The organism is Kitasatospora sp. NPDC092948 (assembly GCF_044754805.1).
In the GTDB taxonomy this organism is placed as follows: domain Bacteria; phylum Actinomycetota; class Actinomycetes; order Streptomycetales; family Streptomycetaceae; genus Kitasatospora.
The window spans coordinates 385976-409522 of the sequence record NZ_JBIVPU010000006.1 but is presented as its reverse complement, the minus strand read 5'-3'; the positions used below and the strand labels follow the sequence as shown (position 1 = coordinate 409522).

Annotated in this window: 21 protein-coding genes and 1 pseudogene; 10 read left to right on the top strand and 12 right to left on the bottom strand. The window is 73.4% G+C overall.

All coding sequences use genetic code 11. The features are described 5' to 3' along the window. Positions 1-8: 8 nt before the first annotated feature. From ACIQF6_RS21240 to ACIQF6_RS21230, 3 genes are read left to right on the top strand one after another with little or no spacing between them, the layout of a single operon-like run. Positions 9-449, top strand: coding sequence for a MarR family winged helix-turn-helix transcriptional regulator (locus ACIQF6_RS21240; RefSeq protein WP_400897184.1), 441 nt, complete (start codon positions 9-11; stop codon positions 447-449). Continuing rightward, positions 446-1294 carry an ABC transporter ATP-binding protein gene (locus ACIQF6_RS21235; protein WP_400897182.1) on the top strand — a complete coding sequence of 283 codons (849 nt, stop codon included), beginning with the start codon at positions 446-448 and terminating at the stop codon, positions 1292-1294. The genes ACIQF6_RS21240 and ACIQF6_RS21235 overlap by 4 nt, the downstream gene beginning before the upstream one ends. After that, the gene (locus ACIQF6_RS21230) at positions 1254-2138 is read left to right on the top strand and encodes an ABC transporter permease (protein ID WP_400897180.1); all 885 of its coding nucleotides are present in this window, start codon (positions 1254-1256) and stop codon (positions 2136-2138) included. Before ACIQF6_RS21235 ends, ACIQF6_RS21230 begins: the two co-directional genes overlap by 41 nt. A gap of 74 nt (positions 2139-2212) precedes the next feature. Here the strand turns inward: ACIQF6_RS21230 and ACIQF6_RS21225 are convergent, their stop codons facing one another. The 3 genes from ACIQF6_RS21225 to ACIQF6_RS21215 all read right to left on the bottom strand — a co-directional run bounded on the left by ACIQF6_RS21225 (position 2213) and on the right by ACIQF6_RS21215 (position 4870). Continuing rightward, a complete protein-coding gene (locus tag ACIQF6_RS21225) occupies positions 2213-2821 on the bottom strand; it encodes a hypothetical protein (protein WP_400897178.1) in 609 nt (202 codons plus the stop codon). A 31-nt stretch (positions 2822-2852) separates the two neighbouring features. After that, a complete protein-coding gene (locus ACIQF6_RS21220; RefSeq protein WP_400897176.1) occupies positions 2853-4124 on the bottom strand; it encodes an RICIN domain-containing protein in 1272 nt (423 codons plus the stop codon). Between the two features lie 239 nt (positions 4125-4363). Beyond that, the gene (locus ACIQF6_RS21215; RefSeq protein ID WP_400897174.1) at positions 4364-4870 is read right to left on the bottom strand and encodes a hypothetical protein; all 507 of its coding nucleotides are present in this window, start codon (positions 4868-4870) and stop codon (positions 4364-4366) included. A gap of 235 nt (positions 4871-5105) precedes the next feature. On the opposite strand from ACIQF6_RS21215, the gene ACIQF6_RS21210 reads away from it, so the two are divergent. Further along, positions 5106-5900: a helical backbone metal receptor gene (locus tag ACIQF6_RS21210; protein ID WP_400897172.1), complete on the top strand. Its 795-nt coding sequence runs from the start codon at positions 5106-5108 to the stop codon at positions 5898-5900. 439 nt (positions 5901-6339) lie between these two features. Here the strand turns inward: ACIQF6_RS21210 and ACIQF6_RS21205 are convergent, their stop codons facing one another. Further along, positions 6340-7023: a (2Fe-2S)-binding protein gene (locus ACIQF6_RS21205; RefSeq protein ID WP_400897170.1), complete on the bottom strand. Its 684-nt coding sequence runs from the start codon at positions 7021-7023 to the stop codon at positions 6340-6342. A 113-nt stretch (positions 7024-7136) separates the two neighbouring features. Between ACIQF6_RS21205 and ACIQF6_RS21200 the strand changes: the two genes are divergently transcribed. Both ACIQF6_RS21200 and ACIQF6_RS21195 read left to right on the top strand, forming a co-directional pair. After that, complete coding sequence (locus tag ACIQF6_RS21200) at positions 7137-8108, top strand: aldo/keto reductase (RefSeq protein ID WP_400897168.1); 972 nt, start codon at positions 7137-7139, stop codon at positions 8106-8108. A gap of 60 nt (positions 8109-8168) precedes the next feature. Beyond that, entirely contained in the window at positions 8169-8915 is a 747-nt protein-coding gene (locus ACIQF6_RS21195; protein ID WP_400897166.1) for an SOS response-associated peptidase, read from the top strand. 4 nt (positions 8916-8919) lie between these two features. Here the strand turns inward: ACIQF6_RS21195 and ACIQF6_RS21190 are convergent, their stop codons facing one another. Together ACIQF6_RS21190 and ACIQF6_RS21185 are read right to left on the bottom strand one after the other, a co-directional pair. Continuing rightward, positions 8920-9126 carry a hypothetical protein gene (locus ACIQF6_RS21190; RefSeq protein ID WP_400897164.1) on the bottom strand — a complete coding sequence of 69 codons (207 nt, stop codon included), beginning with the start codon at positions 9124-9126 and terminating at the stop codon, positions 8920-8922. 117 nt (positions 9127-9243) lie between these two features. Continuing rightward, complete coding sequence (locus tag ACIQF6_RS21185) at positions 9244-10035, bottom strand: phytanoyl-CoA dioxygenase family protein (protein ID WP_400897162.1); 792 nt, start codon at positions 10033-10035, stop codon at positions 9244-9246. A gap of 759 nt (positions 10036-10794) precedes the next feature. On the opposite strand from ACIQF6_RS21185, the pseudogene ACIQF6_RS21180 reads away from it, so the two are divergent. The 3 genes and pseudogenes from ACIQF6_RS21180 to ACIQF6_RS21170 form a co-directional block, all read left to right on the top strand. Next, positions 10795-11700: pseudogene (locus ACIQF6_RS21180) on the top strand (ADP-ribosylglycohydrolase family protein); the annotation flags it as partial. 430 nt (positions 11701-12130) lie between these two features. Then, positions 12131-12823 carry an HAD family hydrolase gene (locus ACIQF6_RS21175; protein WP_400897160.1) on the top strand — a complete coding sequence of 231 codons (693 nt, stop codon included), beginning with the start codon at positions 12131-12133 and terminating at the stop codon, positions 12821-12823. A gap of 175 nt (positions 12824-12998) precedes the next feature. After that, positions 12999-13667 (top strand): endonuclease, encoded by a 669-nt coding sequence (locus ACIQF6_RS21170; RefSeq protein ID WP_400897158.1) that lies wholly within the window; start codon positions 12999-13001, stop codon positions 13665-13667. A gap of 786 nt (positions 13668-14453) precedes the next feature. On the opposite strand, the gene ACIQF6_RS21165 is transcribed toward ACIQF6_RS21170, so the two are convergent. The 4 genes from ACIQF6_RS21165 to ACIQF6_RS21150 form a co-directional block, all read right to left on the bottom strand. Then, positions 14454-14621, bottom strand: a complete 168-nt coding sequence (locus ACIQF6_RS21165) for a hypothetical protein (protein ID WP_198953479.1) — start codon at positions 14619-14621, stop codon at positions 14454-14456. A 29-nt stretch (positions 14622-14650) separates the two neighbouring features. Then, positions 14651-16819 carry an MMPL family transporter gene (locus ACIQF6_RS21160; RefSeq protein ID WP_400897155.1) on the bottom strand — a complete coding sequence of 723 codons (2169 nt, stop codon included), beginning with the start codon at positions 16817-16819 and terminating at the stop codon, positions 14651-14653. Positions 16820-16959: 140 nt separating this feature from the next. Next, positions 16960-17352: a DUF302 domain-containing protein gene (locus ACIQF6_RS21155; protein WP_400897153.1), complete on the bottom strand. Its 393-nt coding sequence runs from the start codon at positions 17350-17352 to the stop codon at positions 16960-16962. A gap of 263 nt (positions 17353-17615) precedes the next feature. Continuing rightward, positions 17616-18590, bottom strand: coding sequence for a cytochrome c oxidase assembly protein (locus ACIQF6_RS21150; protein ID WP_400897151.1), 975 nt, complete (start codon positions 18588-18590; stop codon positions 17616-17618). 219 nt (positions 18591-18809) lie between these two features. On the opposite strand from ACIQF6_RS21150, the gene ACIQF6_RS21145 reads away from it, so the two are divergent. After that, the gene (locus tag ACIQF6_RS21145; RefSeq protein WP_400897149.1) at positions 18810-20171 is read left to right on the top strand and encodes an FtsW/RodA/SpoVE family cell cycle protein; all 1362 of its coding nucleotides are present in this window, start codon (positions 18810-18812) and stop codon (positions 20169-20171) included. A gap of 7 nt (positions 20172-20178) precedes the next feature. Here the strand turns inward: ACIQF6_RS21145 and ACIQF6_RS21140 are convergent, their stop codons facing one another. Both ACIQF6_RS21140 and ACIQF6_RS21135 read right to left on the bottom strand, forming a co-directional pair. Next, positions 20179-22587: a hypothetical protein gene (locus tag ACIQF6_RS21140; protein ID WP_400897147.1), complete on the bottom strand. Its 2409-nt coding sequence runs from the start codon at positions 22585-22587 to the stop codon at positions 20179-20181. A gap of 279 nt (positions 22588-22866) precedes the next feature. Next, positions 22867-23460, bottom strand: a complete 594-nt coding sequence (locus ACIQF6_RS21135; protein ID WP_400897145.1) for a TetR/AcrR family transcriptional regulator — start codon at positions 23458-23460, stop codon at positions 22867-22869. Between the last annotated feature and the right edge of the window lie 87 nt (positions 23461-23547).

The window sequence follows — 23547 nt, the reverse complement described above, 5'->3', positions numbered from 1 at the left end:
TCGAAAGTGTGAACGACACCGAGGAGTTCTCCGCACTCCTGGTCGGCATCCAGCGGCTGATCCGCCGCCGCCTGCGCTCCGGCCTGGACGGCCCGCCGCTGCGCGGCGCCCAGGTCGAACTGCTGCGGCTGGTCCACGACAGCCCGGGCCTGCGGGTCTCGGACGCCGCCGAGGAACTGTTCCTGGCCGGAAACTCGGTCTCCACCCTGGTCAACCAATTGGTCGGCCAGGGAATGCTGCGCCGGGAGACCGACCCGGCCGACCGCCGCGCCGCGCTGCTGTACGCCACCGACGAGGCCGCCCGCAGGCTGGCCGACTGGCGGGCCCGGCGCACCGCCCTGGTCGGCGAGGTGCTGGCCGAGCTGCCCGCCGACCAGCGGGCCGCGCTGACCCAGGCGATGCCCGCGCTGCGCACGATCGCCGCCGGCCTCCGAAGGAGTGCGCCATGAACGAGCAAGTGGCCGTCGAATGCCGCGAGTTGACGTACACCTTCGAGCGCGGCCGGAAGAAGAAGAGCGGCACCAGGGCGGTGGACGCCGTCGACCTGACGGTGCAGGCCGGCGAGGTGTTCGGGCTGCTCGGGCCGAACGGCGCGGGCAAGACCACCACCATCCGGTCCATCACCACCCTGCTGCCCACCGAGCGCGGCATGGTCGCCGTGTTCGGCCACGACTGCGCCACCGACCCCATCGCGGTGCGCCGCCTGCTCGGCTACGTGCCCCAGCAGCTGTCCGCCGACGCCGGCCTGACCGGCCGGGAGAACGTCGCACTGTTCGCCCGGGTCTTCGACGTCTCCCGCGCCGAACGGGCCGAACGGGTCGCCCAGGCGCTGGCCGCCGTCGACCTGACCGACGCCGCCGACCGGATGGTCTCCACCTACTCCGGCGGCATGGTGCGCCGCCTCGAACTCGCCCAGGCGCTGGTCAGCGCCCCCCGGCTGCTGGTATTGGACGAGCCGACCATCGGCCTCGACCCGATCGCCCGGGCGGGCGTCTGGGACCGGGTGGACGCGGTGCGCCGCGCCACCGGCATGACGGTCCTCGTCACCACCCACTACATGGACGAGGCGGACCGGCACTGCGACCGGGTCGCCCTGATGGACCGCGGCCGGATTCGCGCCCTCGGCACCCCCGACGAGCTGAAGGCCCGGGTCCGCACCGAGGACCCGGCGCAGACCGAACCCACCCTGGACGACGTGTTCCGACACTTCTCGGGCCGCACGCTGACCGACGCCAAGGAAGGAGACTTCGGAGATGTCCGCCGTACCCGCCGTACCGCAAGCCGCGTCGGCTGAACCGCCGGCCGGACCGTCGACCGAATCCTCGGCCGCACCGGACTTCGGGCTGCTGCTGGTGCCCCCGCGGGCCCGCTCCGGCTGGCGGGTGGTGCCCGCCCGGGTGCTCGCGATGTGCACCGTCGAGCTCCAGAAGCTCCGGCACGACCAGACGGAGCTGTACACCCGGGCCGTCCAGCCGGCGCTCTGGCTGCTGATCTTCGGCGAGACCTTCACCCGGCTGAAGGCCATCCCGACCGGCGGCATCCCGTACCTGGACTACCTGGCGCCCGGGATCATCGCCCAGTCCGCGATGTTCATCGCGATCTTCTACGGCATCATGATCATCTGGGAGCGGGACTCCGGGGTGCTCACCAAACTGCTGGTCACCCCCACCCCGCGGGCCGCACTGGTCACCGGGAAGGCGTTCGCCGCCGGGGTCAAGGCGGTCATCCAGGCCGCCGTGGTGGTGGTGCTGGCCGCCGTGCTCGGCGTCGGCATGACCGCGAATCCGCTGCGGCTGCTGGGCGTCGTCGTGGTGGTGATCCTCGGCTCGGCGTTCTTCTCCTGCCTGTCGATGACCATCGCCGGGATCGTGCTCACCCGGGACCGGCTGATGGGCATCGGCCAGGCCATCACCATGCCGCTGTTCTTCGGCTCCAACGCGCTCTACCCCGTCGACCTGATGCCGGGCTGGCTGCAGGCCGTCAGCAAGGCCAACCCGCTGAGCTACCAGGTCGACGCGCTGCGCGGCCTGCTCATCGGCACCCCGTCCCACCTGCCGCTGGACTTCGGCGTCCTGGCGCTGGCCACCGTCGCCGGCATCGCCGCCGCGTCCGGCCTGCTCGGCCGACTGGCCCGCTGACGCCCGTCGGAACCCGTCGGCACCCGCCGCTGCGCATGCGCGGCGGGCCGGAGCGGGCGGAACGGGCCGGGGCGTCAGCCGATGGTGAACTGGCTGGCGTTGCCGAACACCTCGGTCCGGTCCTGGTTGCAGCCGGAGCCGACCGGGTCGAACAGGGTGCTGCGGGTGACGGCCTTGCCGACGCCGCTGCCGGCCGTGACCTTGCCCGTGCTGTCGGTCCGGAACCGGATCACGTTGCCGCCGGCGTCCTTGCTCGTCCTCACCTTGTCGAACACGACGGTGGTGGTGTCGCCGGAGTCCCAGACGTAGGTGATGGTCTCGGTGGTCGACGTCGGGAACGGGTCCGTGCAACTCGCCGTCCACTGGACGGGCGTGTTCTGGTTCACGGTGCTGTGCGCGCTGCCGGCGCAACCGCGGTAGCTGGTCCGGTGGGTGGCCGTGACGGTTCGGCCCGCCGTGGAGGGTGCGGGGACGAACACCCAGCTCTCGGCCTGCTGGATACCGGCCGTGGTGGTGAAGCACCGGACGGTGAAGTCCGGGTTCGGCGCGGCGGCGGGCTGCGCCGCCGGACGTCCGGAAGTCGTGGTGGCGGCGGTCGTGGTGGCGGCGGTCGCGGCCGCCGGGAGGAGGGCGGCCGCGGTGGCGGCGAGGGCGGTGACGGCGATGCCGATCCGACGTTCCATCAGGTGGCTCCGTTCGTGACGAGGTTCGGGATCACGGGTTGGCTCCCCGGACCCAGGTCTGGCTGGTGCTGCCGTTGCAGGACTGCTGGACGAGCAGGCTGCCGCTGCCGGTCGATTTGTCGGCGACGTCGATGCACAGGCCCGACGTCGTGCTGCGGATGCTGCCGTCGGACTGGAGCAGCCACTGCTGGTTGGCGTTGTCGGAGGCGCAGTCCCAGACGATCACCTTGCCGCCCGGGTCGGTCTGGGAGTTGTCGTCCAGGCACAGGTGGTTGCCGGAGCTGTCCGTCAGCCCCGACTGAAGGAAGCCCCGGATCACGTTCTCGGGGCTGAGCGGGGTGGTCGGCACCGGGGGGCCGGCGACAGTCGGCGAGTCCGGCTGGAACGTCCAGGTCTGCTTGGCCGAGCCGTCACAGGCCGCGATGTCCAGCTGCGTGCCCTGGCCGTTGCCGGGGGCGTCCAGGCAGAGACCGGAGGCTGCGCCCTTGAAAGGGCTGGTGGTGGTGAAGCCGCGAACGATGTGCTGGCCCGAACCCATGGGCGCACTGGCGTAGTTGGAATGTCCCTCGCAGACGCCGTACTCGTGGACATTCTTGACGATGCCGGACAGACCGCCCGCGTCCGTGCTGCTGGGGCCGCCGAAGTAGACGTCGGAGACCGTGTTCTGTGTGCAGGGCGCGCTCTGGTCGGCTCGGAAGTACTCGACGAACCCGCCCTGCGAGGGGTTGAGCAGGCCGCTCGGCAGCGTCCATCTGCCGATGTGGGCCAGGACGTGCTGGGTGTCGGCGGAGTCGTAGAGGTCGCCGGACCAGGTGTCCTTGTCGGAGGTGCTCTGGGTCCGCTTCACCGTGAGGTTGTAGGTGTGTCCGTACTTGGCGTCGAAGAAGACGGCGCAGGACTGCCCGGCACCGGCGTCGGCGCCCGGCTTGCAGTTGGGGTCGTCGCTGGACGTGGGCCCCGGGGTACCCCCCTTGCCGGGGGCGAACACGGAGAAGAGGGCCCGGAACGGCTGCCGGTCTCCTTCGGTCGGCTGGGGCTGCAGGCCCGTGTAGCCGCCCAGCTTGTTGGCGAAGTCGAACTGCTGGGCGAAGTAGAGCCCGACCTGCTCGCTCGCCGGATTGACGGCCATCGGGAAGGTGACGTTGGTCAGCCCGCCGGAGGGAGCGTTCGGGAGCGACCAGTCGAGGCCCACGTTCCCGCCGGGGCCGAAGGCGACAGCCGATGCCGGCGTCGGGGTGAGCAGCAGCAGCGCCGAAGCCGCCACGGCAGCGCCGCAGCGCCGCGCCGTCGATGAGAGAGACACTCGAAGTTCCTTTCTGTAGCTGTGATGTGAGGGGTCGTCGGCGAGCCGAGTGGGGAGGGTGGTGGGAACCGGCCGGAGGGGTGCGGGCCCGGGCATCGGGCCGGGCGCGCGAATTCCATGCCGCGCCCGATCCGCCCAGTGACATGACGTGACGTCAACTTCCGTGCGGGGAGCGGGCGCAAGGATCAGGCCGCCGACCCCGATGGACAGGGTCGGCGGCCTGGTTCACCGCGCGGTGCTTACGACAGGTCGTAGGCGCCGCCGCGCCACGCGTCGCCGACCGGGCAGGTCAGGCGTACGCGGAACAGGCCGGAGAAGTCGACCGTGGACACGTAGCGGTTGCCGTCGGTGCAGTCGACGAAGGGCCGCCAGAGCGGGCCGTTACAGGTTTCGGTGAAGCTCGGCCCGTTGAACGAGAAGTTCCCGCACACCAGGTCGAGCGGTGCGATGCCCTGGGCCGTCCCGTCCGAGTGCACGGACGGGAGGTTGGTCGGCTGCGCCATCGCCAGTGCCGGGGTCTGGACCTCGTTGGCGGCCGCCGGGTTCTCCGCCGCGGAGACCACCGGGGTGGTCGTGGTCGCGGGGGCGGCCTGGTTCGCCGGCTGGGCAGCCGGCTGGGCGGCGGTCTGGGCCGCGGGCTTGGCCGCCGTGTCCGCCGCGAACGCGGTGGAACCGACCGAACCGAAGGCGGTGACGGCGAGGGCCGAGGCGACACCGATGGCGCTGAGCATCTTTCCGAATGCCATGTCTATCCACTTTCACTGAATGTGACTGAGAGTGATTGGCTGACAGGGGGCGCCCACCTGCAGAAACCCCGTCCGACCGGGGCGAGACCCACGCTAGGTCAGCTGTCCAGGAGCCGCGCGGCGAGAGCGGAGGCAGAAATACGTGTACGTCTGATTGGCTCTGGCAGGGGCGTGCGACGGGGCCGCCGCGCCCCGACCGGGTGACCCTCGGACGGCGGCGGGTACCGTGGTGTTCATGCGTGCGACACGGCAGTTGACGGACGACGAGGGGTTCCCGGTGCGGCTCGGGGAGGTTCGCCGAGTGGTCTCGCTGGTCCCCTCGCTCACCGAAGCGGTGGCTGCCTCCGCACCCGGCCTGCTGGTCGGCGCCACCGACTGGTGCACCCACCCCGCCGACCTGGACGCACCCCGGATCGGCGGCACCAAGAACCCGGACGTGGAACGGATTGTCACGCTCCGTCCCGACCTGGTGATCGTCAACGAGGAGGAGAACCGTGCCCCCGACCTCGACGCCCTGCGAGCGGCCGGTGCGGCGGTGTGGACGACCCGGATCCGGAACCTCGACCAGGCGCTCGACTCGCTGCGCCGGCTGCTGGTCGACGCGTGCCAACTGACGGAGCCCGATTGGCTGTTGTCGGCGCGAGCGGCATGGGGGAGGGTGCCGGCCCCGGCGGCGCAGGTGCGGGCGGTGGCGCCGATCTGGCGGCGGCCGTGGATGGTGCTCGGCGCGGACACCTTCGCCGCCGACCTGCTGCGGCGGCTCGGCGTCACCGTCGTCACGGCCGGTCACCCGGGCCGGTACCCCCGTGTCCCGCTCCCCGAACTGCTGGCCGCGGACGCCGAGTTGCTGGCACTCCCCGACGAGCCGTACCGCTTCACCGCCGCCGACGGCCCGGAGGCGTTCCCCGGCCTCCCGTACGCCCTGCTCAGCGGCCGCCACCTCACCTGGTACGGGCCCTCGCTGGCCGAGGCGCCCGCCGTCCTCGCCGGACAGCTCGGCGAGCGGAGGAGCGGCGGGCCGGTGATGTAGAGATCCGGCCGGCTGTGCCGACTGTCGGACGAACGGTGCCGATGAGCACCGCAGCCGAGCGCCGAGCGGATCGGCACGCTCGTCGCGGAGGCAGCTGCGGGCCGTGCCCCTCGGCCCGAGGCCGGCCGCGGCCATGCGCGGGTGGGTTGGTGAGGGATCGGGGCCGGCGGTGGTTCGGGTGGGTTGGTGAGGGATCGGGGCCGGCGGTGATTCGGGCGGCTGGCGGTCCCGGTGAGCAGGCCGGTTCCGAGCGCCCCGTCGGTGGGCCGAACTCGGCTCGCTGCCCCCGACGTTCCTGGTCGGTGGCGGGGCTTCGGTGGCGGGGTTTCGGTGGCGGGGCTTCGGTGGCGGGGTTTCGGGGGCGGGGTGGCTGCGTGCTCGCCGCGTAAGTCGCCCGATGGGGTGTCGAACCCGGCTCGCTGCCCCCCGATGCTCCTGGTCAGTGGCGGGGCTTCGGCGGCCGGGTGAACACGCAGTCGCCGCACAGGCCGCCCGAGGGGGTGCGGTAGTAGAGGCAGCAGGAGGTGCGGCGGAAGGCGAGGGGGTGGCCCGGAGGGGTGGGGGTGCCGGTGGGGGCCAGGTCGGGGAAGGCGAGGAGGGCGCGGGCCAGGGTGGCGGCGGGCGTGCGCAGTGGGGGGACGGCGGCGAGCTGGCGGGCGGCGCCGATCAGCGCGGATGCGGCGTTGCCCGCCAACAGGCCGGTGGCGAGGGGGGTGAGGGCGCGGACGGCGTCGCCCAGGGGGTGCAGGTGGCGGTCCATCACGAGCGTGTGCAGTGCGGCCGGTGACGCCTCCGGGCCGGGGGCCTCGGTGGGCAGCCACAGGTCGAACGGGCCCTGCGGCGGGAGGGCGAACCGGGCGCCGTCCAGGTCGGGCAGCCGGCCGGTGGTGACGGCCGTGCCGAGGGCCACCGACCAGAGGCGTGCGGCCAGGCCCAGGTGGGCGGTGGAGGCGGCGACCCGGGCCTCGTCCGTGCCCAGCACCCGTGCCACCTCGGCGATCCGGCCTGCCAACGGGCCGTCCGGGGCGGACAGTTCGCGCAGCGGCCGGAACCCGGCGGGCGGGTCGCCGGCAAGGGTCGCGAAGTACGGGCCCAGGGCGGACAGCGGAGGAAGGACGGTCATGGCGCGGAGTGTAGCCGCGACCCCCGGGCTATCGGATTTCGCTGGCTTCCGGCGGCCCGGCCGCCTATCGTCGCCAGCTGACGGATCACCGGCACTGCGAGGAGGAACGGCGAATGCGGAACCGGCAGTTGGGGCGCAGCGGGGTCGAGGTGTCGGAGGTCGGCTTCGGGGCGTGGGGGATCGGTGCGTCGGGCTGGATCGGGGCGCAGGAGGACGAGTCGCTGGCGGCGCTGCACCGGGCGATCGACCTGGGAGTGAACTTCATCGACACCGCCCGCGGGTACGGCGAGAGCGAGCGGCTGGTGGGTCGGGTGGTGCGGGAGCGCGCCGCGGCCGGCCAGCAGGTGCGGGTGGCCACCAAGGTGCCGCCGTTGAACCGGCAGTGGCCGGCCCGTCCGGGGGTGGACCCGGCCGAGACGTTTCCGGGCGCGCACATCCGGGAGAGCGTGCAGACCTCGCTGCGGGCGAGCGGGCTGGAGCGGTTCGACCTGGTGCAGTTCCACGTCTGGCACGACGAGTGGCTGGGTCGCGGCGACTGGCTGGAGACCGTCACCGAGCTGAAGGAGGAGGGCCTGATCGGCCTGTTCGGCGTCTCGATCAACGACCACGAACCGCACAGTGCCGTCGAGTTGGTGCGCAGCGGCGCGGTGGATGCGGTGCAGGTGATCTTCAACGTCTTCGACCAGTCGCCGCTGGACGAGCTGTTCCCGGCCTGCCGGGAGCACGGCGTCGGGGTGATCGTCCGGGTCGCCCTGGACGAGGGCGGACTGACCGGCCGGCTGACCGCCGACACGGTGTTCCCGGACGGCGACTTCCGGCAGCGCTACTTCCGCGGTGACCGGCTGGCCGAGGTGGAGCGCCGGGCCGCGGCGATCACCGCCGACCTGGGCATCGAGGCGGACGGGCTGGCTGAGGCGGCGCTGCGGTTCGTGCTGAGCGAGCCCGCCGTGTCCACCGTGATCCCCGGCATGCGCTCGGTGCGCAACGTCGAGCGCAACGCCGCCGTCGGTGACGGAGTGCCGCTCGGCGAGCGCGAGTTGAAGGTGCTGGCCGGACACCGCTGGGACCGGAACTTCTACTCCTGAGGCTCCCGGGCCCTGCGTCGGTGCGTGCGGTTGTCGGGGTTCGGTGGCAGGGTGGGGCGCATGTGCGGTCGCTTCGTCTCCACCACCGAGCCCGGTGACCTGGTCGCCCTGCTCGACGTCGCGCGCTGGAACCCCACCGAGGCGCTCGCGCCCAGCTGGAACGTCGCGCCGACCGACCCGATCCACGCAGTCTTGGAACGGGTCGACCACGACACCGGCGAGGTGGTCCGCCAACTGCGCACCCTGCGCTGGGGCCTGGTGCCGTCCTGGGCGAAGGACCGGTCCGGCGCGGCCCGGCTGATCAACGCCCGCTCGGAGACCGTCGACCAGAAGCCGTCCTTCCGCAAGGCGTTCGCCGCCCGGCGCTGCGTGATCCCCGCCGACGGCTACTACGAGTGGCGGCCCGTCCCGGCCGGCGACGGCCGCAAGGCGTACAAGCAGCCGTACTTCCTGAGCACCGGCGAACTGATGCTGATGGCCGGGCTGTACGAGTTCTGGCGGGACGCGAGCCTGCCCGAGGACGATCCGGCGGCGTGGCTGGCGACGGCGACCATCCTGACCACCGACGCCACCGACAGCGCGGGGCGGGTGCACGACCGGATGCCGCTCACCATCCCCCGCCAGGACCTGGACAGTTGGCTCGATCCGGCGCACAGCGACCGGGCCGACCTGCACCACCTGCTGCACCGCCCCGCGGACGGCGACATCCTGGTCCGCGCGGTGCCGACCGCCGTCAACCGGGTCGCCGAGAACGGCCCCCGGCTGCTCGCCGACGCCCCCGATCCGCTGGGCATCGCCGACCGGTGACGCGTCAGTCGCCGCCCGTGTCGCCCGAGCCGGTGAGGCGACGTTCCTGGATCCGGCGACGGCGCGCGGCCCGCCGAACCGCCCCGCCGAGGCCGACCGTCGCCCGCGCCACCACCCGGGCCCAGCCCGGCCCGCCGCGCTCCGACCACACCACGCAGCCGCAGCCGCCGACCGTGAGCAGCAGCAGGACCACCAGCACCGCGCCGATCATGGGCTCCACCTTCCCCGAACACGCCTGAACGGCCCGATCATCGCAGGCGGGGGGCAGCGGCGGGCGATGCGGGGGCAGTTTGCGGTGGCAGGGCGGGATTTCAGCCGATGAGGAGGCTCACGCACGCCCCAGGCCGAGTCGGACGGCGCGCTCCACCGGCGAGTACGCCCCGTCGGCGCGCTCCAGCACCAGATCGCCGGTCGGCAGCAGCGGCGGCTGGGCGAGGAAGCGCGGCACGGTGCCGTGGTGCGGCTGGGCGGAGTGGATCAGGAACGGGTGGCACAGGTACACGTCGCCCGCCCGGCCGGTGGCCAGTGCGGTCTCCCGCTCGGGGCGGTCCAGCAGCCCGGCCCGGTCGAGCTCGGCGCAGAACGAGAAGAACTCCGCGCCCGGCTCGCCGGACGGCTCCAACTGCCGTGGCACGTCCAGGTGCGAGCCGACCTTGATCCGGGTCGGCGCGTTCGCCTCGTCCACGTCGGAGAACAGGAACAGCATCAGCAGCGCCCGCCCGCGCGAGGCCAGGTTGAGCCACAGACCCTGCTCGCCCTCCTGGGTGAAGCTCGCGTCCAGGTGCCAGCCGACGTCACCCGGGTCGTCCGGATGCGGGAAGCGGATCGCGAAACTGGACAGCCACGGCTGCGGCCGCCAGCGGCCCTCGCCGACCAACTGGTCGAACGCCCCGTGCAGCCGCCCGGAGGTCGCGGCCCGCCGGAACGGCTCCTGCCCGTACCCGCCCAGCCGCACCACCGGCCGCGTCCAGCCCGCCGGGTCGTCCGGGTCGAGCCCCATCTCCTTCCAGAGGAACTCCCGGCACTCGGCCGCCAGTTCGGGCGAGAACGCGCCCTCCACCCGGACGAAGCCGTCCGTGACAAAACCCTCGACCTGCTGCGGGGACAGAACAGTACTCATGGGGACGGATTCTTGGCGCAGCTCCGCGACACCGGCAAGCGAATTTCCGTCCACCGGAGGGGACTTGACGGCCCGAGACCGGCTCGAAGGAGTCGCCAGAAGGCCGCCCGGCCGGGGGTGGGGTGGGTTCGCTGGCTTGCCCTGCGGGCTTGCCTCGGCGGAGAGGGGTCAGTGGGTTGCCCTGCGGGCTTGCTGGGGCGGCGCGGGCTCAGTGGATTGCCCTGCCGCCCGGCCGGAGTGTGGTGGGCCGACGGATCGGTCTGCTGATCGGTCGGGGTGGGGTGGGTTCGGTGGATTGCCCTGCGGGCTTGCCTCGGCGGGGAGGGGTCAGTGGGTTGCCCTGCGGGCTTGCTGGGGCGGCGCGGGCTCAGTGGATTGCCCTGCCGCCCGGCCGGAGTGTCGTGGGCCGACGGATCGGTTGCTGACCGGCCGGGCCGGGCCGGCGCGGGGCTCAGTGGATTGCCCTGCGGGCTTGCCTGGGTGGCGCGGGCTCAGCGGATCGCTCTGCCGACCGGCCGGAGTGTCGTGGGCCTGACGGATTAGTCTGCCGACCGGCCGGGCCGGCGCGGGTTCGGCGGATCGCTCTGCGGGCTTGCCTGGGCGGCGCGGGGCCAGTGGATTGCCCTGCGGGCTTGCTGGAGTGGCGCGGGGTCAGCGGATTGCCTTGCGGGCTTGCCGGGACCGGCGTGGGGTGGGTTCGGCGGATCGTGGCCTGCGGGCTTGACGGAGTTGCAGGCCGCGCGCTTCGGTGGGGCCCATATGACCACGCCCACCACGCCCGCTCCGCCTGCTCTGCACTCAGGAGCCGCGTTCGATGCCCTTCAGGGTCTGTCCGTCGGTGACGCCCTCGGTGCTCAGTTCTTCGTCCCTGCCACCGCCCGCGCCCACCTCGGCGCCGGCACCGTCCCGCCCGGCCCCTGGGCGTGGACCGACGACACCGAGATGGCCTGCTCGGTGTACGCCGCACAGACCGAACGCGGTGCCATCGACAGCTACGACCTCACCCACGCCTTCGCGTACCGCCACGACTTCGACCGGGGCTACGGGCCCGCCGCGAATCGCCTGCTGCGGCTGATCCGGGAGGGTGGCGACGCCCGCCGGCTGGCCGCCGAACTCTTCGACGGCCAGGGCTCGTTCGGCAATGGCGCGGCCATGCGGGTGGCCCCGCTTGGTGCCGCGTACGCCGACGACCCGGCCGCCGTGGTCCGTCCGGCCGCCGACACCGCCGTGATCACCCACACGCACCCGTACGCGGTGGACGGCGCGATCGCGGTGGCCGTCGCCGCTGCCCTGGCGGCGCGTTGCCGTACCGAGCCGCGTACGCCGCACCGCTTCCTCGCCGACGTCGCCGATCTCACCCCGTTCGGCCGGGTCCGCGAAGCCCTGCACCGGGCCCGGCAGCTGCTCGACCGCTCCGACGCCCGCGAGGCCGCGGCGGTGCTCGGCAACGGCAGTCGCACCAGCGCCGTCGACACCGTCCCGTTCGCGCTCTGGTGCGCCGCCCGTTGGCTCGACGACTACCCGACGGCCGTCCGGGCGGCGATCGGCGCCGGTGGTGACATGGACACCGTCGCCGCGATCACCGGTGGCGTGGTGGCCGCCCGCACCGGCACCGTGGGCATCCCCGCAGCCTGGCTGGACGCCCGTGAACCGCTGCCCGCCTGGGCGTTCCCCGTCCCCGGCAGTGTCCCCGCGCTGCTGCCGCACCTCAACCGGATGCGACTGCCCCGGCCCTTCGGCGTCCCGCAGGGCCTGCACTTCACCGAGGAGCAGTGGAACCGCTACCGGGCCGGCCACCGGGCCGCACGCTGGGGCGCCCGCGCCGAGGAGGGCGTTCTGCACCTGTACCGGGCCGTCTCCGGGGAGGAGGTCGCCGCCATCGGCGTCGTCCCGGCCGGCAGCGGCCAACGGGCCGTCACCGTCGAGGTCGAGACGCACCCGGCCCACTGGAACGGCGCGGGCTGGTCCGCCGCCCTGCTCGGCATCGTCATGGAGTTGGAAGGCCGCCCCGGGGGCTGACAGCAGAGCCCTGGTGACGGTCCGTCGTCGCGCCGGATAGGGTGACGGTGCAGGCAGAACGGCTGAGGAGGGGCGGATGCGCATCGAGGTGGTGCTGTTCGACCTCGACGGAACCCTGCTGGACCACGACGGGGCCGCCGAGGCCGCCGTGCTGGCCGGCGCGGCGGCCGAACTCCCCGGACGGTCGCTGGACCGCGACGGGCTGCTGCACTTCTGGCGGGACTTGGAGCGCCGCGAGTACGACCGCTACCTGGCCGGCGAGCTGACGGTGCAGCAGCAGCGCCGGGCCCGCGCGCTCGGCCTGGCCCGGCACCTCGGGCTGGGGGAGTGGTCCGACGAACGGGCCGACGCGTGGTTCGCCGGCTACCTGCGCAGGTACCGGCGCTCCTGGCGGGCGTTCCCCGAAGTGCCGCGCGCCATCCGCGAGTTGGGGGCCGGGTGGCAGCTGGGCGTGATCACCAACGGCGAGGGCGACATACAGCGCGACAAGCTGCGCACCGTCGGCCTCGGCGAGTTGGCCGCGCACACCACCGCCTCCGGCGAGGCGGGCTGCGCCAAGCCCGACCCGGCGATCTTCCACCTGGCCTGCCGCACCCTCGGCGTCGCCCCCGGACGTGCCGCGTACGTCGGCGACCGGTTGGACGTGGACGCGCAGGCCGCCACCGAGGCCGGACTGCTCGGCATCTGGCTGGAGCGCGAGCCCACCGACGTCGCCGCCGAGGTGCCCCGGGTGCGCACGCTCGCCGAGGTCGCCCCGCTCCTCGGCTGAACCCTCCTCGGCTGAACCCTGCGCGGCTGAACCGTGCGCGGCTGAACGCCGCGCGGCTGAACCCTCCTCGGCTGAACCCTGCGCGGCGTGCCTCCGGGCCGCCCGGGCCCCCCTCCGCGTACCGTCGGGCCGGAGGGCTGACGGTTCGTCAGCGAAGGGACCCAGGAAGGCCGGTATGGACGCGCGACAACGAGTGGCGGTGCTGGTGGCGGACGCGGGAACCACCTACGCCGAACAGGCCGGCATCGACATTGCCGACCGCCCCGCCGAACTGTGGCAACTGCTGATGCTCAGCAATCTGGTCTCGGCCCGCATCCAGGCCGAGATCGCCGTCACCGGTACGGCCTCCCTGGTCGCCGCCGGTGCCGGCACCCCCGCAGGCACCCTCGAACTCGACTGGCAGCAGCGCAAGGACGCGCTGATCGCCGGCCGCTACCAGCACTTCGCCGACGGCACCGCCACCAGGCTCGGCGAATGCGCCCGGCTCGCCCAGGGCGAATACGGCGGCGACCTGCGCAGACTCGCCGCCGCATCCCAGGGCCGTCCCGAACGCACCCGCGCCCTGCTGCAACGCTTCCCCGGCATCGGCCCGGCCGGCGCCGCCGCGTTCTGCCGCGAGGCCCAGGCGGTCTGGCCCCACCTGCGTCCCGCCCTCGACCCCCGCGCCACCGTCGGCGCCGAACGCCTCGGCCTCCCCACCGATCCCACCGAACTCGCCGGCCTGATCGCCCCGGCCGACCTCCACCGGCTCGCCGACGCCCTGGTCCGCGTCGCCCTCGACCCCGCCATGGCCGACCGCGTCCTGGCCGCCACCCCCGGCAGTACGGAGGCCGCGCCCGTGTAGGCCCTCCGCTGCGGATCTCGCCGGACGCGACCCGGCGGGAGCCGCAGCCGGGGCGCCGAGCCGGTCCATGGCCTCCAGGTGGGCCTCGCACTCCTCGTCGCGGCCGACGGCCGCTCACCGCCGGCCGTGACCCGGCCCGGGGCCGCCGGCCGTTCGTCCGGGGCGGGCAGTGGCATGACGGTCCGTCAACAGGAGTCGCGGGCACTCTCCGGGGGCGCCACAGCACCGACCTCGGTCGAACTCCGGGCTCTGCCGTCCCAGTTGGGAGTGGCCCGCCGGTCGTCAGGCCGGCCCGTACGCCCGCTCGGCCATCGTGGCGACCGTCAGCGGGAAGTCGTGCGCCGGTACGGCGGGCGCGGCGGGGTTCCAACGGGGCGCGGCCGTGGCGGTCTCGGTCACCGGCGGCGGGGGCGGCGGGGCCACCTCGAGCGCGGGTGGATCACCCTCGTACGCCTGGCGCGCTCGGAGAGTGCTGCCTGTCTCCCCGCACTGCGGACACTTCTCGGACCCGGCCGTTCGTTCCTCTCCGACGGTCCACCCCGGCCGGCCACGACGTCCCCCTCGTCGCGCCTGCGCACACGTAGCAGCGGACTCTGGCCAACCGCTGGGGCGCCGGTGGGAACTAGGGTGGCGGGTCGTCGTCGACCCGGTGGTCCTCTCGGAGGCTGCGGGCAGCGCCGGGGTGAGACCGGCGAGCCCGACGCGGGTTCGGAGAAACGCCTAGCGCCCCCGCCCTGACGGTGGGCGGGGGCGCGGTCCGGCCGGCTCAGTGGCCGGGGATGCGGCTCAGCGGCCGAAGATGCGGCTGAGCCAGGAGCCGGAGGCGGCCTTGTCGGCGGCGGTGCAGGAGCAGCGCTGGGACTTGGGGATTCCGGCGAGGACCTGCTCGACGTGCATGCCGCAGCCGGCGTAGGAGGGCTTGTTGCAGGTCTTGCAGGTGGTGCGACGGCACATGGGGGTGGGTCCTTTCGGGGGAGGGGGTGTCAGGAGTGGGAGAAGGGGATGTTCGGGAGGACGCGGTCGAGCCAGCGGGGGGTGTGCCAGGCGGCGCGGCCGGTCAGGCGGAGCAGGACGGGGAGCAGCACCAGGCGGACCAGCGCGGCGTCCAGCAGGACGGCGACGCCGAGGACGATGCCCATCTCCTTGGGCGGCAGCGGGCCGGAGATGGCGAAGGTGAAGAACACCGCGACCATCACGGCGGCGGCCGCGAAGATCACCCGGCCGGAGTGGGCGAGGGCGCCGACCATCGCCTTGCGGGGGTCGCCGGTGCGCTCGTACTGCTCCTTCGCGGAGGCCAGCAGGAAGACGGTGTAGTCCATCGCGATCGCGAAGATCATCGCGAAGAAGAACACCGGCGCCCAGCCGTCCAGGAAGCCCTGCGGGGTGAAGCCGAGGAGCCCGGAGCCGTGGCCGTCCTGGAAGACCAGTCGGGCGACGCCGAACGCCGCGCCGGTGGACAGCAGGCTGGCCGCGGTGCCGAGCGCCGCGATCAGCGGGGCGCGCAGCGCGAACAGCAGCAGGACGAAGCCGAGTGCCATGACGACGCCGATCACCAGCGGGGTCTTCTCGGTCAGCAGGTGCTGGAGGTCGAGGTTCTCCACCGACGCGCCGCCGACCAGGGTGTGGTCGGGCAGTTCGGCGCGCAGCGTGTTCACGGTGTGGCCGAGCTGCGGGTCGGACGGGTCGACGGACGGGACGGCCTGGATCATCGACCAGTTCGCGCCGTCGGCGGCGGGCATCGCGGGCATCACGCCGGCGATCCCGGGGGCGGCGGCGACGGTCTGCGCGGTGGCCGCGGCCTGGTCGGTGGGGGTGAGGATCTGCAGGGTGCCGGGGGCGCCGTCGCCGAACGCCTGCTGGACGGCGGTGTAGCCGGCCCGGGCGCTGGCGTCGTCGGGCAGCACGTTGATGGACGGCATCGCGGTGCGCAGGCCGATCACCGGCGCGGCCAGCGCCAGCAGCGCGACCAGGGCGAGCGCGCCCCAGCGCAGCGGCTGCTTCCACAGGCGCTCGCCCCAGGCCTGGAACCGCGGCGAGGTCTGCGCCTCGCGCTTGGCCCAGGGCAGCGACACGGAGTCGATGCGGTGGCCGAGCCTGCCGAGGACGGCGGGCAGCAGGGTCAGGGTGGCGCCCAGCACGAACAGCACGGCCAGCATGATGCCGCCGGCCATCGAGCGGAACGCGGGGGACGGGACCAGCATCACGGCGGACAGGCTGACCAGCACGGTGGCGCCGGAGAGCAGCACGGCCTTGCCGGCGGTGTCCATGGTCTCGGCGACCGCCCGTGAACTGTCGCCGGGCTGCTTGGCCGCGGCGCGGGCGGCGCGGAACCGGACGACCAGGAACAGCGCGTAGTCGATGCCGAGGGCGAGGGCGAACATCATGGCGAAGTTCATCGCCCAGATGGAGACCGGGAACAGGTGGCTGATCAGCACCAGCGAGCCGGCCGAGGCGGCGAGGCCCGCCATGGTGAGCAGCAGCGGCAGCCCGGCGGCGACCAGCGAGCCGAACGCCAGCACCAGGATGGCCAGGGTGACCGGCCAGGACATGATCTCGGACTTCATCATCGCGTCGTGGTTGGCGGTGTTGAAGTCGCTCCACAGCACGGACGCGCCGGTCGCGGTGACGTCGACGCCGTCGCCGGAGAGCTCGCGCAGCGGCTCCTTCAGGTCGTCGGCGGCGCGCACCATGTCGTCGGGGGAGGCGTTGGCGCCGGCCAGCAGCACGGCGGTGCGGCCGTCGGGGCTGACGGTCGCGCCGGGCTGCGGCGGGACGACGGTGGAGATCCGGGAGTCGGCGGCGGCCAGTGCGGTGGCGCGGTCGACCACCTGCTGCACGCCGGGGTCGGTGACCGGGCGGTCGGCGTGCACCACGATCTGGATGGCGGAGGAGGCGTTGCCCGCGAAGTGCTCCTCGGCGAGGGTGCGGACCTTCACCGAGTCCGAGCCGTTGGCCTGCCAGCCCGCGCCGGAGAGCGCGGAGGTGACCTGCGGGGCGAAGGCGCCGAGGCCGATCACCACGACCAGCCAGCCGAGCAGGACGGTCTTGAAGTGGGCGACGGACCAGACGCCGAGGCGGCCGAGCAGCCCGTCCCGGGGCGGGGCGACGGCCGGGGGCGCGGAGGCGGCCGGCGCGGGGGCGGAGCGGTTCACAGGTTCTCTCTCCAAGCGGGCGGGGGTCCGCCGACCCAAGGGTAATACCTAGGGGGGTATATGCGGAGGCAGGCGGGGGCCAGGGTGCGAATGCGAGGGAGGCAGGGGGCGTGGGGGTGCCCCCTGCCGCGAGGCGAAGGTCAGGCCTTCAGCGCGGCCAGTGCGGCGCGCAGTCGGGCGGCGGCGTCGTCGGCCGCCCCGCCGAGCTCGGGACGGCCGGTGACCTGCACCATCAGCTGCGGGTCCATGGCCTCGACCAGGATGCCGCCGTCCACCGCGCGCAGCACCACGTTGCACGGCAGCAGCAGGCCGACCCGGCGGTCCACCTCCAGCGCGCGGTACGCGATCGGCGGGTTGCAGGCGCCGAGGACCAGGTAGTCCTCCACCTCGACGCCGAGCTTGGCGCGCAGGGTGGCCGCCATGTCGATCTCGGTGAGGATGCCGAAGCCCTGCTCGGCGAGGGCGGCGCGGACCCGGCCGGCCGCGTCCGCGAACGGGATGCCGGTCAGGGTGGCGGTGTAGTCGTCGGTCATGTCGCCGAGCCTCTCTGGTCGATGCCGCGGTTTGTCCGTGTTGTGGCGCTTCGATACCCCCATGGGTATTTCAGCGTACGTCGGATGCAACCTGGCCGGTGGGAGGCGCATTCCCGGGCGCGCCGGGTGACGTGCGTCTCAGCGGCCTCGCGGCCGTCGTCGTACCGGCACGCCGGGCGCCTCCGCCTCCGGTCCGACGCCGTGACCGCCGCCGGACCCTTCACCCGCGCGCCGCCGGCCCCGCACCGTCGCCGGCGTCCCGCTCAGCCGCCGTAGCGGTGGCGCAGGTTGGGGTCGTCCAGCCACCACGGCCGGTCGCCCGCAGGGTCCTCGTCGGGGTCCGCGTCCGCGGTCCGGGTCGCCGCCCGGGCCTCCACCCGGGCCTGCTCGGCGGCGTCGAGGGCGGCGTCCACGGCGGCGGTCTCGGCCCGGCCGGTGACGATCAGGCGGCGGATCAGGGCGACCAGGAACGGCAGGCCGACCACGTCGCCGAGGATCCAGATCGCGTTGCCGCCGATGAACTGGTCCCGGGCGAGCGACGGGCCCCAGTCGCGGGCCAGCGAGGCGTAGTACGGCTCGGCGATCACGTGGCCGCCGTACAGCAGGACGAGCGCCAGCGCCGCGTCGAACACCACCTCGACGAAGCTGATCACCACGCCGATCATCAGCGGGTACTCGTGCGCCACCGGGTCCAGCTGCAGGCGCGGCCAGAAGTACAGCAGGCCGAGCAGCACCAGCACCAGGTGGAAGCCGATGTTCCCGGCGGTGCCGGTCAGCGTCGCGGTGTACCAGGGCGTGAAGTACAGCAGCCACGGCGGGACGACCAGCAGCACGGTCGACACCAGCGGGAACATCAGCACCCGGGAGACCCGGCCGGAGAGCGCCGCGTTCAGCCGCGCCCGGCCGGCCTGCGGCAGGGTCTCGGCCAGCAGCGAGACCGGCGCGCCGAGCGCCAGCAGCAGCGGGACCAGCATCAGCAGCAGCACCAGCTGCACGGCCCGGTCGGCGAACAGCACCCGCTCGTACACGCCGAGGCCGGAGCAGGTGGTCCACACCCACACCGCCAGCCCGCCGAGGAACGCCGCCGTGCGGTACCAGGGCCAGCCGCTTCTGCGGCGGACGCCGACCAGATAGCCTCCCGCCAGCAGGACGGTGAGGGCGGCGACCGCCGGTTCCAGGGTCCAGGTGTCGGCCAGCGCCGACCAGTGCCAGGGCGCGACGGCCGCGGGGTGGGACATGGCGACGGCTCTCCTTCTCTCGCTTTCCGGCCGCGCCGCCCAGCGGGTGGAACCGGAACGGGATGCCCGGCGTCGTCGCAGCGCCGGATCCGTGCAAGGATCCGGCATTGAAGTTCTACACGCCTGTAGAAAACAACTGAGAGGGGGGCCCGGGTGGGACGCGCGAATCGCAGCGTCGGCAGTCGACGCGCCGCACGCCGCCGGAACATCGAACTCGGCATGCTGGCAGTCGCCGTGACGGTGTGTCTGACCGGCTGGTGCACCGCGAATCTGGCCCTCCGCGGCACCCTCCCGCCCGGCCTGCTGCCCTACGGCGTCGGGTTGACCGCCCTCGCCGCCGTCCTGCACCTCGTGGTGCGGCGCTTCGCCCCCTACGCGGACCCGCTGATCCTGGCGCTGGCGGTCCTGCTCACCGGCTTCGGCCTGGTGCTGCTCGACCGCCTCGACTTCTCGTACGCCATCTGGCACGCGGCCAAGGGCGACTGGCAGAAGATCCCCGCGGCGCCCAGCCAGGTGCAGTGGACGGTGATCGCCATGGTGGCGGCCGGCGTGCTGCTGGCCGTGGTCAAGCACCACCGGCTGTTCCAGAAGTACGTCTACGTGATCATGGCGGGGGCGCTGGTCCTGCTGGCCGCGCCCGCGTTCTTCCCGGGCGACAGCTTCGGCGCCAAGCGCTGGATCCGGCTCGGCGGCCTCTCCTTCGAACCCGACGAGTTCGTCAAGGTCGCCATCGCGGTGTTCTTCGCCGGCTACCTGACCGCCAACCGGGACGCCCTCGCACTGACCGGCCGCAAGGTGTGGGGCGTGAGCCTGCCGCGCGGTCGCAACCTCGGGCCGGTGCTGGCGATCTGGGTGGTCAGCCTGCTGGTGCTGATCTTCGAGCGCGACCTCGGCACCTCGCTGATCTTCTTCGGGGTGTTCGTGGTGATGCTCTACACCGCGACCGAGCGCACCGGGTGGGTGCTGATCGGCCTGCTGATGGCCGCCGGCGGCGCGTCCGTGGTCGGCGACCTGGAACCGCACGTGCACGGCCGGGTCGAGGCCTGGCTGCACCCGCTCGACTACTACAAGGAGCACCACGACCCCGCCCTGATCTCCGACCAGCCCGCGCAGGCGATGTTCAGCCTCGGCAGCGGCCACGTGCTCGGCGCCGGACTCGGCCAGGGCAAGCCGTTCCTGATCGGCTTCGCCGGGCGCAGCGACTTCATCTTCACCACCATCGGCGAGGAACTCGGCCTGGCCGGCGGCATGGCCGTCCTGCTGCTCTACGGCCTGTTCGTGCAGCGCGCCCTGCGCACCGCCGTCGCCGTCACCGACCCGTTCGGGAAGCTCCTCGCCACCGGCCTGGCCGCCGCCGTGGCGCTCCAGGTGTTCGTGGTGGTCGGCGGCGTCACCGGGTTGATACCGCTCACCGGCAAGGCCCTGCCGTTCCTCGCCGCGGGCGGCTCCTCGCTGACCGCGAACTGGCTGCTCACCGCCGTGTTGATCAAACTCTCCGATGCGGCGGGCCGGGCCGAACTGGAACCTGCCCCGGAGCCGCTCGAAGCGGATCCGGGGCAGGCGGTGGCGGCGGCGGCCTGACGGCTCGTCAGCTCCGTCGGCGGCGGGCGGCGGCGAACAGGGAGCCGCCGGCGGCCAGCAGGACGGCGGCCGAGACCGAGAACAGCAGCGGCAGCGGCGAGGAACCGGTGTCGGGGAGCGCGTGGTGCTCCCGGCGCCCCTCCCGTGCCTCCTGCTCCTCGCCGGACTCCGGGCCGCCCTCGGCGGCCGGCGGCGGGCCGCCCGCGGCGCCGGTGGACGGCGGCGGGGTGACGGGCGGGGTGGCCGGCGGGGTCGGGCCGGACGGCCGGCGGGTCAGGTGGTTGGTCGCGGTGACCACCGAGGAGTGCTCGGCGGGGACGGTGAACACCTGGCCCAGGGTGATCGGCTCGGAGCTGCCGTCGTCGCCGGTGAGCACCGCCTCGGTGGTCACCAGCACGTCGTCCGCGGCGCCGGTGGCGGGCTCGGTGAGGGTGCAGGTGACCGGGGCGTCGAAGCTCCGCTCGGCGAAGGCGCCGCGCTCCTCGCCCGGCGCGACGTCCAGGCCGACCGGCGAGGGGTCGCCGGTGCAGTCCAGGTCGAGGTGGGCGGCGCCCGGGCGCAGTCCGGTGTCGTCGCTGGTCAGCTTGACCACGTCCAGCACCGTGAAGTGGTGGAACCGGTTGGTGAACCGGCAGGTCGGCGTCGGGTCGTCGGCGGTCAGGTTCACCGCGATCACGGCCTTCGGCAGATCCGCGGCGCCCAGGGCGGCCCCGCAGTCCGCCGACTCCAGCGTCCACCAGCCGTCGGCGCTCGGCGCGGGCAGCAACTCCTGTACGGAGTACCGCAGTTGCGGGCCGACGGGGAGGAGGTTCGCGGCCGGGCCGGCGGAGCCGTCGGCGGGGTGCGCGGTGGTCGGGGTGTCCTCGGCGGTGGTGGTGACGACCGCCGACTGCGGGGTCGGGACGGGCTCGTCGGCGGCGGCGCGCGGCGCGGGCAGGGCGCTGATCAGGTAGCGGAACGTGCCGGTGCCGCCCTCGGTGACCTTCTCGATGTCGATCTGCCCGCCGGGCACGAATCGGTTGGTGATCAGGCACTTCGCCTCGACGTCGGGAACCAGGTCGTACCCGGCCTGCCAGGTGCCGTTTGGCGCGGAGGGCGTCGCCGGTCCGACCGTGACGGGCAGCTCCGTGCCGTTGCAGAACGCCGTCGGCGTCGCCCAGTGGCCGGTGCCGTCGGACGCCGGGATCGCCTCGCTCATCTGGTAGTGGCCGGGCACCGGGTGGGCGGCGTACGCGACCGTGACGGGCACGCCGGGCTGCGCGGTGGTGACGTTGTTCTCGACGGTGAGGTCCGCCTCCGGCGGCGCGGCGACGGTGATGTCGAAGCTGCCCGTCCCGCCGAGCGTCTCCTTCTCCAGCAGCGCCGGGCCGGCCGCGCGTTCGTTGCTGTACACGCAGGTGACGTGGTCGCCGGCGGCCAGCGTCACCGCGGACCGGCCGCTGTGGTCGGTGGCCGAGGTGCTGGTGCCGGGCCCGCCGGACTCGTTCACCGCGGTGCACACCGGCGCCCCGGCCGGCACCCAGCCGGTGGCCGGGTCGATGTACTCCGTGAAGGTCCACGGATCGTCGCCCGGCCGGGTCTCGCCGCGGACGAAGTCCATCGACGCGGACTTGGTCGAACTCGCCGTCAGGACGAAGTCGTTGATGCCGTCGCCGTTGGTGTCCGCGTACGACAGGTTGCCGTCGTAGCGGAACGAGCCGACGCCGTTGGAGCCGTCCACGATCTGCTTGACCACCGTGATGGTGCCCGCGCCGGGCGGCGGGGTGACGGCGTAGTAGTAGCAGAACACGTGGGTGGTCCCGGACGGGAAGTTCACGTACTCGGCGTTGTCGCCGTTCTGGTTGTCCTGCGAGCAGCGCAGCGCGGCGAAGCCGTAGGTGTCCTGCAACCCGTTCAGCGGGGCGGACTTGGAGCCGCCCTGGGCGATCAGCGAGGACTTGCGGGCAGCCGCGAGCTCATCGGCGGTCAGTTGCACCGTGACCGCGCCGTCCAGCGTCCGGCCGGTCGGGTTGCCCTGCGCGTCCAGCTCCGGGGTGCTGTCCTGGGTGGTGATGCCCGTCCGCAACTGCGAAGTCACGGTGGTCAGTTGGAGCGTCGCCGCGGACTTGGCGGTGAACCCCGTCCCGGTGCTGAAGGTCCATCCGGGCAGCGGGCGGCACGGCGGGACGGGCGTGCCCTCCGCCTCGTTGGTCGGATTGACCGCGACCCCCGGGGCGTAGTTGGAGTTCGGGCCGAGATCGCGCAACGACTCCTGGAGGTTGTTGCGGGCCTTGTTGGCCATCACCTCGTCGTACCGGTCGCACACCCGCGCGACATAGGTGACCAGCAAGGTGTCGGAAACCTCGGGCGCGGCGGCGGCCGCACCGGGGAGCGCCGCGAGGAGGGCGACGAGGAGCAGGAGCCGCAGAATGCGCATGACGGTCCGTAGGGTCGGCGACAGGGCACGCCGAGCTGATCATGCGATCGCGAATTGTAGGTGCGACTTCCGGTTCTGACACACCGTCGGTCGCCCGAACGGGCGCGAGGCCCTGCGGGGCGAAACGGCGTAGACCGCATCCGCAAGGTCGCCATCACGTGCAGGTCGTTGTCCTGCGTCGCGATCCTGCCGTGGGGTGTCTTCCGCTTCGCGCGGTTCCCCGCACCCCTGGATTCGCGCCCGCTCGCTCGCGCGCGTCTCCCCGGGCCCGTGGTGGTGCTACCGCTGGGCGTGCAGTGCATTGAGGGCGGCGACCGCCATCGCGGTGGTGCGGTCGGTGGTGGTGTCGTACGGGGCGCCGGACTCGAGTGCGGTGACTGCGGCGTTCACCAGGCCCTGGAGCAGTTGGGCGGTGAACTCCGGTTCGTGGTCGCCGAGTTCGGCGAGCGCGGCGGTCAGCGGGGTGAGCAGCTCGCGGTGCGCGTGGCCGGCGGCCTCGCGCAGGGCGGCGGCGTCCCGGTCGCCGGCCAGGGCGCGGGCGATCCGGTGCTCGCCGTCGCGCACCAGCTCGCACTGGGCGCGGACGTATGCGGCGACCCGTTGCTCGGGAGTCTCGGCGGCGGCCATCGCGGCGGTGATCCGCTCCGTCCAGCGGGGCGCGGACTCCCGCACCACGGCGGCCAGCAGTTCGGCGCGGTCGGCGAAGTACTTGTAGACGCTGTTGCGGGCCAGCCCGGTGCTGCGGGCGACCGCGGCGAAGGTCACCGCGGCGGCGTCCCCCTCGGACTCCAGCAGTGCGCGGGCAGCGTCGACCAGCGCCCGGCGCTGCTGGGCGCGGTGGTCGGCGACCGTGGCGGCGCTGATCTTCGGCACCCCGACAGTCTAGGAGCCCGCACCCCCCGTGTTGGGGACGCCGTGTCGCCATGTTCTATCTTGGGGACGCACTGTCCCCATCTCGGA